This is a genomic window from Solidesulfovibrio sp. DCME, assembly GCF_049995385.1.
Classification (GTDB): domain Bacteria; phylum Desulfobacterota; class Desulfovibrionia; order Desulfovibrionales; family Desulfovibrionaceae; genus Solidesulfovibrio.
Genome location: NZ_CP188261.1, coordinates 2,893,645 through 2,907,046, shown reverse-complemented (window position 1 = coordinate 2,907,046; position 13,402 = coordinate 2,893,645). Strand labels below are relative to the sequence as shown.

Below are 13,402 nucleotides of genomic sequence, written 5' to 3'. Positions count from 1 at the left end.
AAGGAAAAAGCGGTGGTTCGCCTGTTTATTGCCTGACATTTTCGGGGGCGCGGCACGAGGCCTCATTGCAGCAACAGAAGGGAGGTGCTGGGTAGGGCAGCCGGGATGGTGACCAGGCCGGCCAGGTGGGCGACCGTGCCGAGGGACGCCTTGGTCTGGGCCGTCTCGTAGGCCATGTTCAAGTACTGGAGGTCGTCCATGTTCACACGGCAATGATAGTTCGGGTTGAAATTGTTGTCGTCCTCGATGACCATGATGGATGGAAAACTGTTGTCCCAGAAGCTGTATTGATCTCCCTCGTCGTTGCTGTCGCTGATGATGACCGGGACCAGGCTTGTCGACAGCCCGTAGTTGTTGACGACATTGACGAACAGGTTGGCTATGGCCAGATCCGCCGCATAGCCGGGGTTTTGCTGGATCCGGGTATGGAGGTTTTGAATGGGGCTGGACTGGGTGCTGTAGGCGATCATGTCCAGGTTGACGACGTCGAGGATGTTTTGGCCCGCGTCCTTGAGCTGCTTGGCATAGGCCTCGGTGCCGAGGAGGCCTTGTTCCTCGCCGGTGCTGAAGACGAAACGGATGGTCCGTTCGAAGCGGTAGCCCTTCAGGATCTTGGCCGCCACCAGCAGGGCGGCGCAGCCGCTGCCGTCGTCGTCGGCGCCGGGGGCGGCGACGGTGGGGTCGTCCGATTGGTTGTTGATGCTGTCGAGGTGGGCGACCATGAGGATGACCTCGGCGGGTTTGGAAACGCCGGGCATCTCGCCGATCACATTGCTCCCCGAGTAGGCGCTTGTGGCCCAATCGTTCGCGGAAACCGTCAAGCCGAGGGCTTGCAATTGCTCGGTGATGTACTGGCTGGCTTTTTGGATGGGCGTGCCGGAGGCGGTGTTTCTGGTCGTGATCGTGTATTGCTCCCCGCCGATGGTGACTTCCGTGTCGCCGCTGAGCCCGGAAATGCTGTCCGACAGATTGTCCGACGTGACTTTGTCGAGCATGGCTTGCACCGTGGCGCTCTTGACAAAGGGCGTGCCCGCTTTGCGTGGTGCGGTGGGGGCGGGAAGGCTGCGTGGCTCCGAGCGCAGCGGCCTGGGCTTGAGCCCCAGGCGGGAGAGGGCCGCGGTCAGGTTCGGGGCATCGCGGACGATGATCCGAAAGCCGTCGTCGGACAGGACATCGGTGATGGCCTTGGCCTTCTCGCGCGCCTGGGGGTCGCGGCTGGCCGCCAGCAGGTAGCGCGTCCCGGAAGGGGCCGCATCCAGCACGGTAGAGGCCTGGCCGGCTTGCTGCAACTGCTCCAGGCTGGCGATGGACAGCACGTAAGGCACGCCCTTGCCATCGACAAGGTCGCTGTAAATCGGCAAGGGGATGTCGGTTATGGGGCCGGAAACGTCCACACGGACCAGGTAAAGGGTGGCCGCAGCGTCGCCGGTTGTTTCCGCTTTGGAGGCCAGCGTCGGGCAGAGGACGGCGAGGCAGAACAGTATCAGGCCGAGGTACAAAGCGTATTTCTTGTCGTGATGCACGGACGGTTCCGATTCCATGGTCGCCTCCGGGTTTTCATGACGAAAACGGTTGGTGCAAGGATACGGAAAACTTACGGCACAGCGAGAAGAAGAAAGGAAACGCGGTCGCAGCTCGATGCGGCACGGGAACGGGATGGCTATCGAGGCACTATCTTTGTTTCCAAAAAAGGGCAAGGGGCATTTGGTATTGGCCGGATTTACTGTACTGTCGGCAAGTATTGGATGCAGAAAGAATCGAGCGCCTCACCTCCCTGTCTTCATGTCAGTCGTGTCATGTGGACGGTGCGCGGGGGGAGGCCAATCGCCAAGGTAACGGCAGTGCCCAGCCCGGCTTCGCCCTTGCGGGGATGGGGGCGCGACGCGTTGCGCCCGCTATCGAGGCCGCACGCCGCAAAAGAAGCAACCCCCCGCCGGATTGCCCGACAGGGGGTTGCCAACGGACCGGGTGCCGCGGTCCCCTAGAACATATCCTTTTCCGACTCGGAAATGGTCTTTTCGATGACGTCCTGGAGTTCCTTGGGCAGGCCCATGATATCCACGTTGAGAAAGCCGCGCACGATGGTGGAGGTGGCTTCCTCCTCGTCCAGGCCACGCGCCATGAGGTATTCGATCTCCTCCTGGGCGATCTTGCCCACGGCCGCCTCGTGGGAGAGCTCCACCCCGTCCACCGAACCGAGCAGTTCCGGGATGGCGTGGATGACCCCGCCGCCGAGGATGAGGCCCTTGCACTCCAGGTGCCCCTTGGCCGGCACGGCGTTGCCGCCGATGTAGCCCCGGGCCACGATGGTGCCGCCCGAGGCGATGGTGCGGGAGATGATCTCGCCCTTGGTGTCCGGGGCATTGAGTTCGATGCGGCTGCCGGAATCCACGTGGGAGCCCTTGGGGGCCACGATAACGGAATTGAACCGGGCCACGGCCCCTTTGCCGTTTAAGCGGATGGCCGGATAGGATTGCAGGTCCTTGACGGGCTTGAGCAGCACGTAGTTGTTGACGAACACGCCGCCTTCGGCCACCACGCCGCCGGTGCGGGGCCGCACGACCGTGGTCTCGGCCCAGTTGTGGATCATGGTGAAGGTGAGCTTGGCGTTTTTGCCCACGAAGAATTCCGAGATGCCGAGGTGGGCCGCCCCCTTGGAGCCGTGGGCCACCGAACAGCCGGTGATGATGTGCAGCTCGGAATCGTCCGCCACGATGACCACGTTGTGGACGTTCTGGCCGACCATGTCGCTTTTTAAAAACAGGCACGACTGGACCGGCTCGGTGATCTTGGCCCCTTTCTCCGTGCGCACGAAATAGCCGCCGTGGAGGTTTTCGGCCGCGGACCGGGTGAACTCGTCCTTGTCCTTGTCCACCTGGGTCCAGAAGTAGCCGGGCAGGCCGTCGTACTTTTTCAGGGCGTCCTTGATGTCGAGGATTTCCACGCCCGGCTGGGTGCTCTTGCAGTGGACGCGGCCGTGGTCGACTTGCAGGTAGGTGCCGGCCCGCTCGCGCTCCTCCACGTCCACGCCGGACATGAGCATTTCCGCCTTGTCCGCCGGGTCGAGGTTGCGCAGGTCGGCGATTTCGCCCAGTTGGGAGCCGCTGAACCGGAAATCGTGCAGATCGATCTTATCCATGGAGTTGGCTCCCTTGGGCTAATTGAGGCAGCGGACGCATTCCTGGTAGCCGTACTGGCTGATGTGGTCCAGGATGTCGCGAGGATTGGCCTCGCAGCACAGATGGCCGTTGTAGAGCACCTGTCCCCGGTCGGCGTTGACGTATTCGAGGATGTAGCCGGTGTGGGTGATGATCAGCCCGGAAACCGGGCGCTTGCGCACGCGCTGCTGCTTCATGCTGGTCTCGGGCCGGGGTTCGATGCCGCCGGAGAGCACCTCGCGCACGGTGGAGCCGATCAGCTTCATGTTCTCCAGGTCCACGCCGGACTCGGGCTCGTCGAAAAGCAGCAGGTAGGGGTTCTGGGCCATCAGCTGGAGCAGCTCCGAGCGCTTGATCTCGCCGCCGGAAAAGCCGGCGTTGATGTCGCGTTCCAGGAAGGCGTCCATGTTGACCTTGCGGGCCAGGCCGTCCACGTCGATGCCGCGGCCCCGGGCGCACATGCTGACCAGGTGGCGGGTCTTCAGGCCATGGATGGTGGGCGGGCGCTGGAAGGACATGCCAATGCCCAGGCGGGCCCGCTCGTAGATGGGGGCGTGGGTGATGTCCTGGCCGCGAAAGAGGATCCGGCCGCCGGTGATCTCGTAGTTGCCAAAGCCCATGAGGGTCATGAGCAAGGTGGTCTTGCCGGAACCGTTGGGGCCGAACAGAATGAAGGTTTCGTTCTCGGCGATGTGCAGGTTGATGCCGCGCAGCACCTCGCGGTCGCCGATTTTGACATGCAGATCTTCGATGCGAAGCATGCTTCCCTCGCTTTTCGCGCCATGGGCGCGGTTCTCGGCCAGGGGTCTACGGAAAAAACCCGGTAAAGTCCACTCGGGCAGTGGGAGATGGCCGCGGCGGCGGCGAAACTCAGCAGGGATCGTAGGCGCGGATGATGGTGGCCAATTCGTCGCAGTCGTAGGGCTTGGCCAAATAGTCGTGAATGCCGTGGCGATTGAAAAAGTCCAAATGCTGGCGCAGGCCGTAGCCGGTGAGGACCACGATGGGGATATCGGCGCGGCGGGCCTGGCCCTGGCGCACCCGGTCGATGATTTCCCGGCCGTCCACGTCCGGCAGGCGCATGTCGAGCAGGATGAGGTCAAAGGCCTGCCTGGCCAGGGCATTGAGGGCGGCCCGTCCGTCCGGGGCGGTCGTGATCAGGTGGCCGTCCCCTTCCAGGGCCTGCCGGGCCAGGGTGGCGTGATTGGTGTCGTCTTCGGCCAAAAGGATACGCAACATGGGCGTGGATACCTCCGCTTGCACTTAAGCATCTTTCATGCCGATGGCGACTTGACCAGGCGTTGCGCCGCGATCGCGGGAAAATGCGCCCGGGGCGTCGCCCGAAGGGCGCAGGTGGTTCCATTTTTACGAGAAAACAGGAAAATGACTCATCCCCGGCTCGCGCCTGCCGCCTTGCTCCCGCGGCTGGGCAACCGGGCGCCGGTGGCCAGGGCATACACCCAAGGCAGGAAACGGGAAAGCAGCCCGCCCAGGGCGCCCAGGAAAAATATGACCGCCAGGCCCGACAGCCAGTAGAAGGCCACCTGCTGAGCGTCGCCCACGGGTTTCCACACGGCCAGCAGCCGGGTTTGCAGGATGGACACCGTGGGCTCGTGGGCCAGGTAGATGAAGAAGCTGTGGCGGGCCAGCCAATGGAGCAGCCGGCTTTCGCGCACGGCCGGGATGGCGGAAAGCCGCCAGAAAGCGGCCAGGCCCAGGATCAGGTTGCACTTGAACAGGAACAGGCGGACATGTTCGTCGGTCAAGCCCAGTTGCCGGTAGGGGGCCAGCAGGGCGGTGAGGCAGACAAAGGCGATCGTGCCCCAGTTCTGCCACCACGACACCCCGGCCAGGGGAAACCGGGACCGGGCCAGATAGCCGCCGAGGTAGAACATGAAGAAATCGGCGAAATACGAATAGGGATTGGGGTTGATCCCGGCCCACAGGCAAAAAAGCGCCACCAGGCCCACGCCCGGGGCTTCCTTGAAAAACAGGAGCAGGGCCGGCGACAGGGCGAAGACCACGAACAGGTCGCGCAGAAACCACAGCGGGTAGTTGATGGGCGTGGTGCCCAGGCCCAGGGTCTTGGTGACCAGGCCCTCCTGGACGAGGTACCCCCAGGAGCCCATCATTTCGATGCTGCCCACGAAATAGAACCAGGCGGCCAGGCCGATGTTGAACAGCAGGTAGGGCACGAGCAACGAAACGGCCTTCCTGCGCAGCATCGCGGCGTAAGAGGCGGCCGACAGCTCGAACTTGCGCAGGAACAAAAATCCCGAAATAGTAAAAAAAAGCGGAACGGCCACGAAATCGACATGGCCGTTTAAGACCTCGAGCATCCAGCCGGCCACCGGGCCGGTGGCCTCCACGCGCACGGTGATGCCCCGGGCGCCGTGGGCCAGGACGATCAGGCCGATCAGGACGATGCGCAAGACGTCGATACGCCGCGAGACCTCGCGGTCAAGGGGCTCCCGGACCGGCCCGAGCAGCCAGGCCGGTTTGGCGGTTTCGTTCACGGAAAAGACTCCTCGGCCGCGCCGCTGGCGCGGGATTGGGCTGTGGCGGCCGCGCGAAACCGCACGGCCGGCCCGCCCCATGTGCCACGGCCGCAGGACGGAATCAATGGGCGTAGGCGAGCATCTTCTTGAGGCGGGCGTCCGTGACGGCGTAGCCCTCCTCGCGCAGGATGCGGACAAAGCTCTCGATGATGCACTGGGCGGCGAAGCCCTTGTTGGCGATATGCGGCGAGGTCATGATTTCCCGCAAGACGAGGTCGATCATGTAGACGCAGTGGGCCACATCCTGGATGTCTTTGCGGGGCATGCTGCTGCTTTCGGCTCTGCGGCCGCCCGGGGAGCGGGCGGGTTGGCGGCCCTTGGGCCGCGGTGGTTCAACCGGCCTTGCGCGCCAAAAGCTCGTCCATGCGCATGCCGTCGGCCAGGCCCTGCCGGTAGGCGATGGCCACGAAATCGTGCCGGATCCGGTCGCACAGGCGCTGCACGTCCTCGGCCAACTGGCGGGCCTTCTCGTCGCCCCCGCCGCCGGCCAGGGCCTCCAGCTCGCCGATGCGGCAGCCGAGTTCCTTGATGTGGGCGGCCATTTCCTCGTCCGCGGTCTGGCCGTTGAAAAGATCGTCGATGCGCGTCTGGATGATGTCGGGCAGCGAGGCCTTGATTCGTTCCATGTCCCTCCCCTTTGGCCGGCAATGGCACCCCGGCCGTTTGGCCCGCCGGGAAGCGGGCCGGCGCCCCACCATGGCAGGGTCATACCCGAGAAGAACGACGCTGTAAAATCCCTCGGAGGGCTACCGGCACACCGCGTCCACCGGTGGGCGGCCAGCCCGTGGCGCCCACCGGAGGGCTACCGGCACACCGCGTCCACATCGGCCTCGATGGATTGCCGGTCGGCCAGGCCGCGGAGCCAGTCCTCGGGAATGGCCCCGCGCCCCAGGGCGGCGCCGACGACCATGCCGGCCAGCAGCCCCCGGGCGGCGCTGTCCCCGCCGGCCATGACGTTTTGCCGCAAACAGGCGGCCAGGTCGCGCCCGTGGCGGGCAATGAGGTGGATGACGGCCGGGAAGGCCTCGTTGATGTGGCAGGATTGGCCGAAACGGCCGATGGCCGTGACCGTGTCCTCGCCGGCCGATTCCAGGCCGGCGGCCAGCCAGCGTTCGATGGGGGCGCTGGCGTAGCCGGCCTCGGCGGCCAGGACCAGGGCCTCGCGGGGGTATTTGCCGTCCAGCACCATCCGGGCGGTCCGGGCGAAAAATTCGGCCGCCTCGATGACCTGGGCATGGTTGTGGGTCATCTTGGTCTGGGCCCGGGCCGCCGCGACCAGGGCCGGCAGGTCGTGGCTCAGGGCGCCCACCAACGGGGCGATGCGGGCGGCGCCGGCCAGGTCGTTGGAGTTGGAGCCCGATTCCCCGGGCCCTTCGCCGAAATCGAAAATCTTGAGCGTCATGCGGGTGGCGCCGTCGATGTAGCCGTCGTAACCGCGCATGCGGGCGAGCCATTTGGCGGCGTAATCCCCCAGGTCGAAGCCGCCCCTCTCGGCCAGCGATCGCAGCAGGATGCGCGTCTGGTCGCCGTAATGCGTCAATTCCCCCGCTTTCTTGCCGCCGTGATAACCGTCCGGGGCCGGGGCGACATAGCCCGAAAGGGGCTCGTACCGCCGCCGCAGGGCTTCGGTGTCGTATTCCCAGTGGGGGCCAAGGGCCAAGGCATCCCCGATAAACGACGCCAGAACCATGGTTTTTGCCTTTTCGGACATGAGACCTCCGGTGGCGAGTCCCAGACACCCTACGCATTATGTCGGAAATATCCAAGCCGGTTTTCGGGCATTTCACACGAAAGCGGCCCGGGCAAACACCCCGTGGGGTCCTGCCGGCCGCCGGGCCGGGCAAGGCGGCGGCGCAGGCCGGCGTCGGGGGGGCGGAAAGCAGTGCGCGTAGCGTGCGCCAGCCCGTCACTCCCCTGAGAAACCCGTCCATGGACCGGGGCGTCGTGCAGCGCTACAGGCAGGCAGCAGGGCAGAATCGTTTACGGCGCATACCGCAACACAGGAGCAGCATCCACAGATACAAGAGGCTTTTCAAAAGATGCATCGCTGGAAAATATTGATGTAATCAATTTGTTGTAACGTGCCTCTTGTTATTGACAAAGCTATTCCATGGCTGTTGTTATGCCTTGCCACGGATGCAAAAGGTTGGGCCGCAGGCAGGGAAGGATTGACGGAGCCAAACCGAGGCCCTAGAGTTATGCGTCACAAAAAGCACGTCCGAGGGTGGCGCCATGACCGCGACAGTGACCGCTGGGGCCAAGAAGCCGCGTCTCGTGTCCGTGGATGTCATGCGTGGCATTGCCGTGGGTTGGATGATCCTGGCCAACAATCCCGGTGACTACATGCATGTCTTCCGCCAGATGCTCCATGCCAAGTGGGACGGCTGGACGGCCACGGACTTCGTCTTTCCCATGTTCCTGTTTTTGGTCGGCGTGTCCGCGGCCCTGGCGGTCAACAAACAGAAGGTCAAGGCCGGCGAGGTTCCCCACTTCTGGCCCAAGACGTTCAAGCGCACGGCCATCCTGTTCGGCCTGGGGCTGTTCGAGAACGCCTTCCCCCATTTCGACCTCCACCACCTGCGCATTCCGGGCGTGCTCCAGCGCATAGCCATCGTGTATCTGGCCGTGGTCTGCCTGCACCTCGTTTTCGAGAAAAAAGGCATCGTCGCGACGATCGCCGTCATCCTGATCGGCTATTGCGCCCTGCTCAAGGACGTGCCGGTGCCCGGCTACGGCGCGCCGAGCCTGGCCGACGACGTGAACCTGGAAGGCTGGCTGGACCAGAAATTCCTGCATGGCCCCCCTCAGGCCTGGCCCGACACCGCCTGGTCGCCGTCGCGCCCCAGGGCGTAGAGGGCGTCCATCCGGTTCTGGAAACGGTAATAGAATTTCACGTCGTTGCCGAGCACGTTGCCGACCCTGATGGCCTTGCGGGCGTCGGAAACGATGTTGCCCGTAGCCTGCTGATGCACGCAGCCGACCAGGCCGCAGTAGACCACATCGTAGCCCAGCAGCGCCAGGTCCAGGTCGTGGGCAATGTCGTCCATCTGACTCGGCGAGAAGCAGAGGTCGAAGCCCGGGACATCCAGCAACGCCTGGCGGGTGAACATATGGCAACAGCCCATGACGTTGAGGGTGTCACGCGCGAAATCGTAGGCGCCGTTGTCGTATTGCGTGTTGGGCGTGTCCAGGCTGATGCGCAGGATGCCCGGCTTGGCCACGGCGATATTGCGGTAGAGGTATTGGAAGCGGGGGAAGCGGCCGGGGAACAGGACCTTGCAGCCGACGACCCCGCATTTGGGCCGCAAACGGGCGGCGGTCAGGAAATGGTGCAGGAAATCCGGCTGCAGCAGCACGTCGTCGTCCAGAAACACCGTCTGGTCGGCCTGGCGCGTCGCGGGATCGGCGATCAGCCAGTTGCGCGCCGCCGGCGCGCCGATGTTGATGGGCAGGGCGACGATGTCAACGGGATTGTCGGGGAAGCGCTCCTTGGCGCTTTGCGTCACGGCCAGGCTGTCGTCGGTGCAGCCGTTGAGCAGGACCTTGATTTTGGCCGGGCCCAGGTCGCACCGGGCCAAACTGTCCAGGGTCTCGTCGAGGAGGGCGGCCTTGTTGAAGGAATAAAGATAGATATTCGTTGCCGAGGAACCGAGCAGGCTCGTGTCCGGCCGGGTCGGCGACACCAGTTCGCCCAGGCGGCGGCGCACCGGGTGTTGTCGCTGGTCCATGGCCAAGGAAGCCTGATAGAGGGCGATCGCCTGTTGCCTGTCCCCGGCGAGGGCCATGATTTCGGCGGCCCTGTTGAGAATGGCCTCGTCAGGGTCCGCCCCGCGCAGGCTCTCCCAGATTTCCAGGGCTTCCGGCACAAGCTTCACCGAGGCAACGGTGAGAAACAGCCGTCGCAGCCAGGCGGAGTGAAACTCCGGGGGCACCTGGACCAAATTTTTAAGCGGAAGCGGGTCCATTCCTTCTTTAAGGTGCAGGTTGAGGAGGATGTCGGCTACAATCAGGTTGGAGGGCATGTTTTTCAAATACCGAATGAATATATCCAGGGCCTGTTCCGAATCGTTTTGGAGAAGACGTTGGAGTTTCCTGTGCCAGTAACCCTTATTGTATTGCTGCTTGAGGTAAGCATACAAATTCTTATCTGGAAAACATCCGTGTAGACTCGAAAATGCTTCCAGGCCAATGATGTTGAATGGGTCTATTTGGATGTATTTTTTGCAGAGGTAGCGAATGTAGTTCTGTGCTTTTGTATTTGAAGCAAATCCTTCATCTTGGGCAATGCGATTGACATAGCAGGATGTTACAGCGGGATCGAGCAAAAAATTGCACTGATGGTTGTCGAGATGATCAAAAACTTCGTCGAGCGTCAGAAAAGTCAGTTCGCCAGGCAGGCCTCCCGCTATGCTGCAATAATCCTCGTTCATAACACGCCTCGTTTGATTTTATTTCAGAGACAGCACGTACGAAAAAAAACGCCGGCATGGGAGCACATGAAAACAATCGGTTGAAACCGATAAAACCAATAGGCGGATATGTCCACTCGTTGACAATTTTGAATTTGTCTCCCGAACGGTCTCTCCTTGAGCCGCAATGCCGGAGTGCCGTTTCTCGTCCGATGGCTGTGTGCCCTTGCGCCGATTGCGGGCCGGCCCCCAGGGCCATATCCGGCAAACAGCCCTTGCCAGGCGGTGGCCGTTGCGCTAGGGGAAAACCCGGTCGGCAGTTCACCCAGGCGTCGCCGCCCCGTACGGGGAGCTAAACCTGCCATGATCGCTTCGCGTTCCGACACCTTGTCCCGTGCCGTTTCGCAAGCCGGCGACCAGCGATATTCCCCCATGGAAATGGCACGCTTCGAGGGATAAGCGATGTCACGTATTGCCTTGCCCTTGGCCGTTGCCGACATTGCGGCCTTGGCCCGCTTCCTGCGGTCGCGTCTGGCCCAAGCCGAGTCCACCCCCAGCCATCTGGAAATGCTCCATTGGCTGGCCAAGGCGGCCGGCTACAAGAACTTCCAGCACTTCCGGGCCGAAGCCCGCCTCACGGGCTCCGTCGCCCCAGACGACACGGCCCAGCCAGCTTCCGTCATCCCAGGCGTCACGGCCAGGCCCCAAGCCGTCGCCCCGGACGATACGGTCAGGCCCCAAGCCGTGGCCACAAACGGCGTGGCCAGGCCAGCTCCCGTCACTCCAGGCGACGCAGCCAGGCCCGAAACCGTGGCCCTGGCCCGGCCGACCCGTGAGGAAGCCCCGCCCGTGCCCGAAGTCGTGGACCAGGCCCGGATCAAACGGCTGTTGCGCCTGTTCGACGCCGAAGGCCGCCTGGCGCGCTGGCCGTCCAAACGCGGCCTGCAGTTGACCTGCCTGTGGACGCTGTGGGCGGGCATCCCGGCCCGCGAGGTCTTTAACGAGCCCGGCATCACCCGGCTATTGGCCGCCGCCCACGGCTTCGGCGACCCGGTCTTGCTGCGCCGCGAATTGTGCGACCTGGGCCTGCTGTGGCGCACGACCGACTGCCGGGCCTACAAGCGCCTGGAACGCAGACCGCCCCCCGACGCCCTGGAACTCATCCGCCGGGTGCGCGCCGTGGCCACGGCCCGGCCGGACACCGCGCCGCGGCCGGCCCCGGGAAAGGAGGGGCGCCATGTCCGCTGACCGCTTCCGCTTCCGGGGCCTGATCCGGGAGCGGATGGAGCCGTTTGTGGCCCAATGCGGGCAATGACCTGAGGCAAGCCGCCGCCCGTCGGGGCCGCCGGTCCCGGCGGGCGGTTGCGGCCTCGGGCGATGCCCGAGGCCGGGCGGCGGGTTGCCAGACGCCCGCTGCGGGTCGCCTCGTGTCGCGTCCTTGAAAAGGATATGTGCTTTTCTGGAAACAACACCCTAAAATAATTATTTCTTCATAAAAATACTAGCGTATTTTTTTAGGGACGCAACACGAGCCGTTTTTTTCGGTGTAACGCGCCAGATAGGCCTTGTAGAAATCCAGGATGTGCGGCGGGCAGCCCGGGACGCAGTGGGCGTTTTCCCGGCAAGTGTCGGCGTTTTCAAGCAGCTTCGCGGCGCAGTCGCCAAAGCACCACAATTCGCCCCGGATGCGGCGCGGCGAGCCCATCCCGGGCATGGGCTCGCCCACGTAGACGGTTTGCACCGCCCGGCCGGAAAGCTCCCCCGCGGCATGCAGCTTGTCCAGGGCATGGCGCAGGGCCGACAGGCACCCCTGGCAGGCGCCGCCCTCCAGGCAGAAGATTTCCGGATAGGCCCCCATGCAGCCGATGATGGGCCGTCGAAACGGCCGGGCGACCGCCGCGACCGCCATGCCCACCACCTCGATCCGGTCCGGGTCGGTCTCGCCCAGGCCTTCGCTGCGGATGATGCGCAGCATGGGGACTTCCATGGGGTCGAAGCCCATGACCTGGGCGCAGACGGTATCCACGGCCGCCGTGTCCGTGCCGCAGACCAGCACGTTGCAATCCGCGACCACGCTGCCCGAAAGCGGGGCCTGGCCCTGCACGGCGTAAATGGCGTCCACCACGGTCACATGCGGCCTGATCACCCGCAGGATGTCGGTCACTTTCAGGTTGATGTCGTTGCGGTGGCAGAACATGCGCTGGTCGTCGAGCACCAGCCCGTACTGGTTTTTCACCCCGGCGGTCATCAAGGTGTGCACGTGCGTCTTGAGCTTGGGCACATTGATGTAGACCTCGGCTTCCAGCAGGGCCTTGGGCACCACGATGGGATCGAAAAGGACCGCCTCGGGATTGTCCAGGCGCACCGTCTCCTCCGCGTCGAAGTACCGCAGGGTCGCGCCGGCGCGTCGCAGCCCTTCCTTGAACCGGCCGAGCGCGGACAGGGCCGCGGCCAGGGACAGGCCGTAGCCCGGGTTGTCGCCCACCCAGACCTCGCGGGCGCCGGCATCCCGGCACAGGGAAACCAGGCCCAGGACCACCCGCTCGTCGGTGACGATGGCCTGGGGATTGCGGGGATCGGGGCGTACGAGGTTGGGTTTGAGCAGAACCCGCTTGCCGGCGCATAAGGCACGGAGATCGACGCACAGGCCGATGGTTTCGGCCAGGAAATCGGTCACGGCCCGCAGTCCCGCGCGTGTGTAGTGGCTGGGGGATTCCGGGATCGCCTCCCGGCGCAGCAAGGCGACGCGCTGCTTTGGGGGAACGCTCATTTCTTGCATCAACGGTCCTGGAGGGTTGCCCGATGCCGGCTAGGGGCGCTTGAGCTCGAAATAGTCCGCCCGGTCGATGTCCGGGAATTCGTAGAGCACGGGCGTGCAGGTCCCCTGGCGGATGATGCGCAGCTCGCAGGCGAAGGCCTTGCCCGCGACGATGCCGTATTTCCGGGCGAAGCGCGTGCCCGGCGGCATGCCGTTGACCAGGGTCAGCTGGTGGGTCAGGCCCGGGCGGTAGAGCGGTTCGCCGGTGATTGGGCTGTCGGGGGTGAAGGTGAAGGTCACGGCCAGGGGCGGATAGGGCGCGGGGATGCCTTCCATGGGCGAGGACGGCTGCCAGGGCGCCACGGTTTCGATGACCGCCTTGCCGGGAAAGGTGTCGTAGCGGCAGGGGCCGCCGACGCGGCCACCGTCCCCGCCGGCCAGGGCCGGCGAGGCCCAGGCCCAGAACGCGGCCAGGGCGCACAGGACCGTCAGGGGAAGGGCGATACGCATGGGAAACCT

General features: G+C 64.3%; 13 protein-coding genes. 2 read left to right on the top strand and 11 right to left on the bottom strand.

Going from position 1 to position 13,402, the window contains the following annotated elements; genetic code table 11:
- Positions 1-62 precede the first annotated feature (62 nt).
- The 8 genes from ACP59X_RS12775 to ACP59X_RS12740 all read right to left on the bottom strand — a co-directional run bounded on the left by ACP59X_RS12775 (position 63) and on the right by ACP59X_RS12740 (position 7,427).
- Positions 63-1,541, bottom strand: coding sequence for a M28 family metallopeptidase (locus tag ACP59X_RS12775; protein WP_428558852.1), 1,479 nt, complete (start codon positions 1,539-1,541; stop codon positions 63-65).
- A 440-nt stretch (positions 1,542-1,981) separates the two neighbouring features.
- The gene (locus tag ACP59X_RS12770) at positions 1,982-3,139 is read right to left on the bottom strand and encodes a SufB/SufD family protein (protein WP_428558850.1); all 1,158 of its coding nucleotides are present in this window, start codon (positions 3,137-3,139) and stop codon (positions 1,982-1,984) included.
- An 18-nt stretch (positions 3,140-3,157) separates the two neighbouring features.
- Positions 3,158-3,919 (bottom strand): ABC transporter ATP-binding protein, encoded by a 762-nt coding sequence (locus tag ACP59X_RS12765; protein WP_428558848.1) that lies wholly within the window; start codon positions 3,917-3,919, stop codon positions 3,158-3,160.
- A 109-nt stretch (positions 3,920-4,028) separates the two neighbouring features.
- Entirely contained in the window at positions 4,029-4,397 is a 369-nt protein-coding gene (locus tag ACP59X_RS12760; RefSeq protein WP_428558846.1) for a response regulator, read from the bottom strand.
- 149 nt (positions 4,398-4,546) lie between these two features.
- On the bottom strand, positions 4,547-5,674 hold the full coding sequence (locus tag ACP59X_RS12755; protein ID WP_428558844.1) for an acyltransferase family protein: 1,128 nt from the start codon (positions 5,672-5,674) through the stop codon (positions 4,547-4,549).
- A gap of 103 nt (positions 5,675-5,777) precedes the next feature.
- Complete coding sequence (locus ACP59X_RS12750) at positions 5,778-5,981, bottom strand: hypothetical protein (protein WP_428558841.1); 204 nt, start codon at positions 5,979-5,981, stop codon at positions 5,778-5,780.
- 67 nt (positions 5,982-6,048) lie between these two features.
- On the bottom strand, positions 6,049-6,342 hold the full coding sequence (locus ACP59X_RS12745) for a hypothetical protein (RefSeq protein ID WP_428558839.1): 294 nt from the start codon (positions 6,340-6,342) through the stop codon (positions 6,049-6,051).
- 176 nt (positions 6,343-6,518) lie between these two features.
- Positions 6,519-7,427 carry an ADP-ribosylglycohydrolase family protein gene (locus ACP59X_RS12740; RefSeq protein ID WP_428558837.1) on the bottom strand — a complete coding sequence of 303 codons (909 nt, stop codon included), beginning with the start codon at positions 7,425-7,427 and terminating at the stop codon, positions 6,519-6,521.
- A gap of 521 nt (positions 7,428-7,948) precedes the next feature.
- Between ACP59X_RS12740 and ACP59X_RS12735 the strand changes: the two genes are divergently transcribed.
- Positions 7,949-8,569, top strand: coding sequence for a heparan-alpha-glucosaminide N-acetyltransferase domain-containing protein (locus ACP59X_RS12735; RefSeq protein ID WP_428558834.1), 621 nt, complete (start codon positions 7,949-7,951; stop codon positions 8,567-8,569).
- Here ACP59X_RS12735 and ACP59X_RS12730 read toward each other — a convergent pair.
- Positions 8,521-10,146 carry a glycosyltransferase gene (locus tag ACP59X_RS12730; RefSeq protein ID WP_428558831.1) on the bottom strand — a complete coding sequence of 542 codons (1,626 nt, stop codon included), beginning with the start codon at positions 10,144-10,146 and terminating at the stop codon, positions 8,521-8,523. The genes ACP59X_RS12735 and ACP59X_RS12730 overlap by 49 nt on opposite strands.
- A gap of 441 nt (positions 10,147-10,587) precedes the next feature.
- Between ACP59X_RS12730 and ACP59X_RS12725 the strand changes: the two genes are divergently transcribed.
- Positions 10,588-11,373, top strand: a complete 786-nt coding sequence (locus ACP59X_RS12725) for a DUF2087 domain-containing protein (RefSeq protein WP_428558829.1) — start codon at positions 10,588-10,590, stop codon at positions 11,371-11,373.
- Between the two features lie 253 nt (positions 11,374-11,626).
- On the opposite strand, the gene ACP59X_RS12720 is transcribed toward ACP59X_RS12725, so the two are convergent.
- Positions 11,627-12,895, bottom strand: coding sequence for a DUF362 domain-containing protein (locus ACP59X_RS12720; protein WP_428558827.1), 1,269 nt, complete (start codon positions 12,893-12,895; stop codon positions 11,627-11,629).
- Positions 12,896-12,934: 39 nt separating this feature from the next.
- Positions 12,935-13,393, bottom strand: a complete 459-nt coding sequence (locus ACP59X_RS12715) for a hypothetical protein (RefSeq protein ID WP_428558825.1) — start codon at positions 13,391-13,393, stop codon at positions 12,935-12,937.
- Between the last annotated feature and the right edge of the window lie 9 nt (positions 13,394-13,402).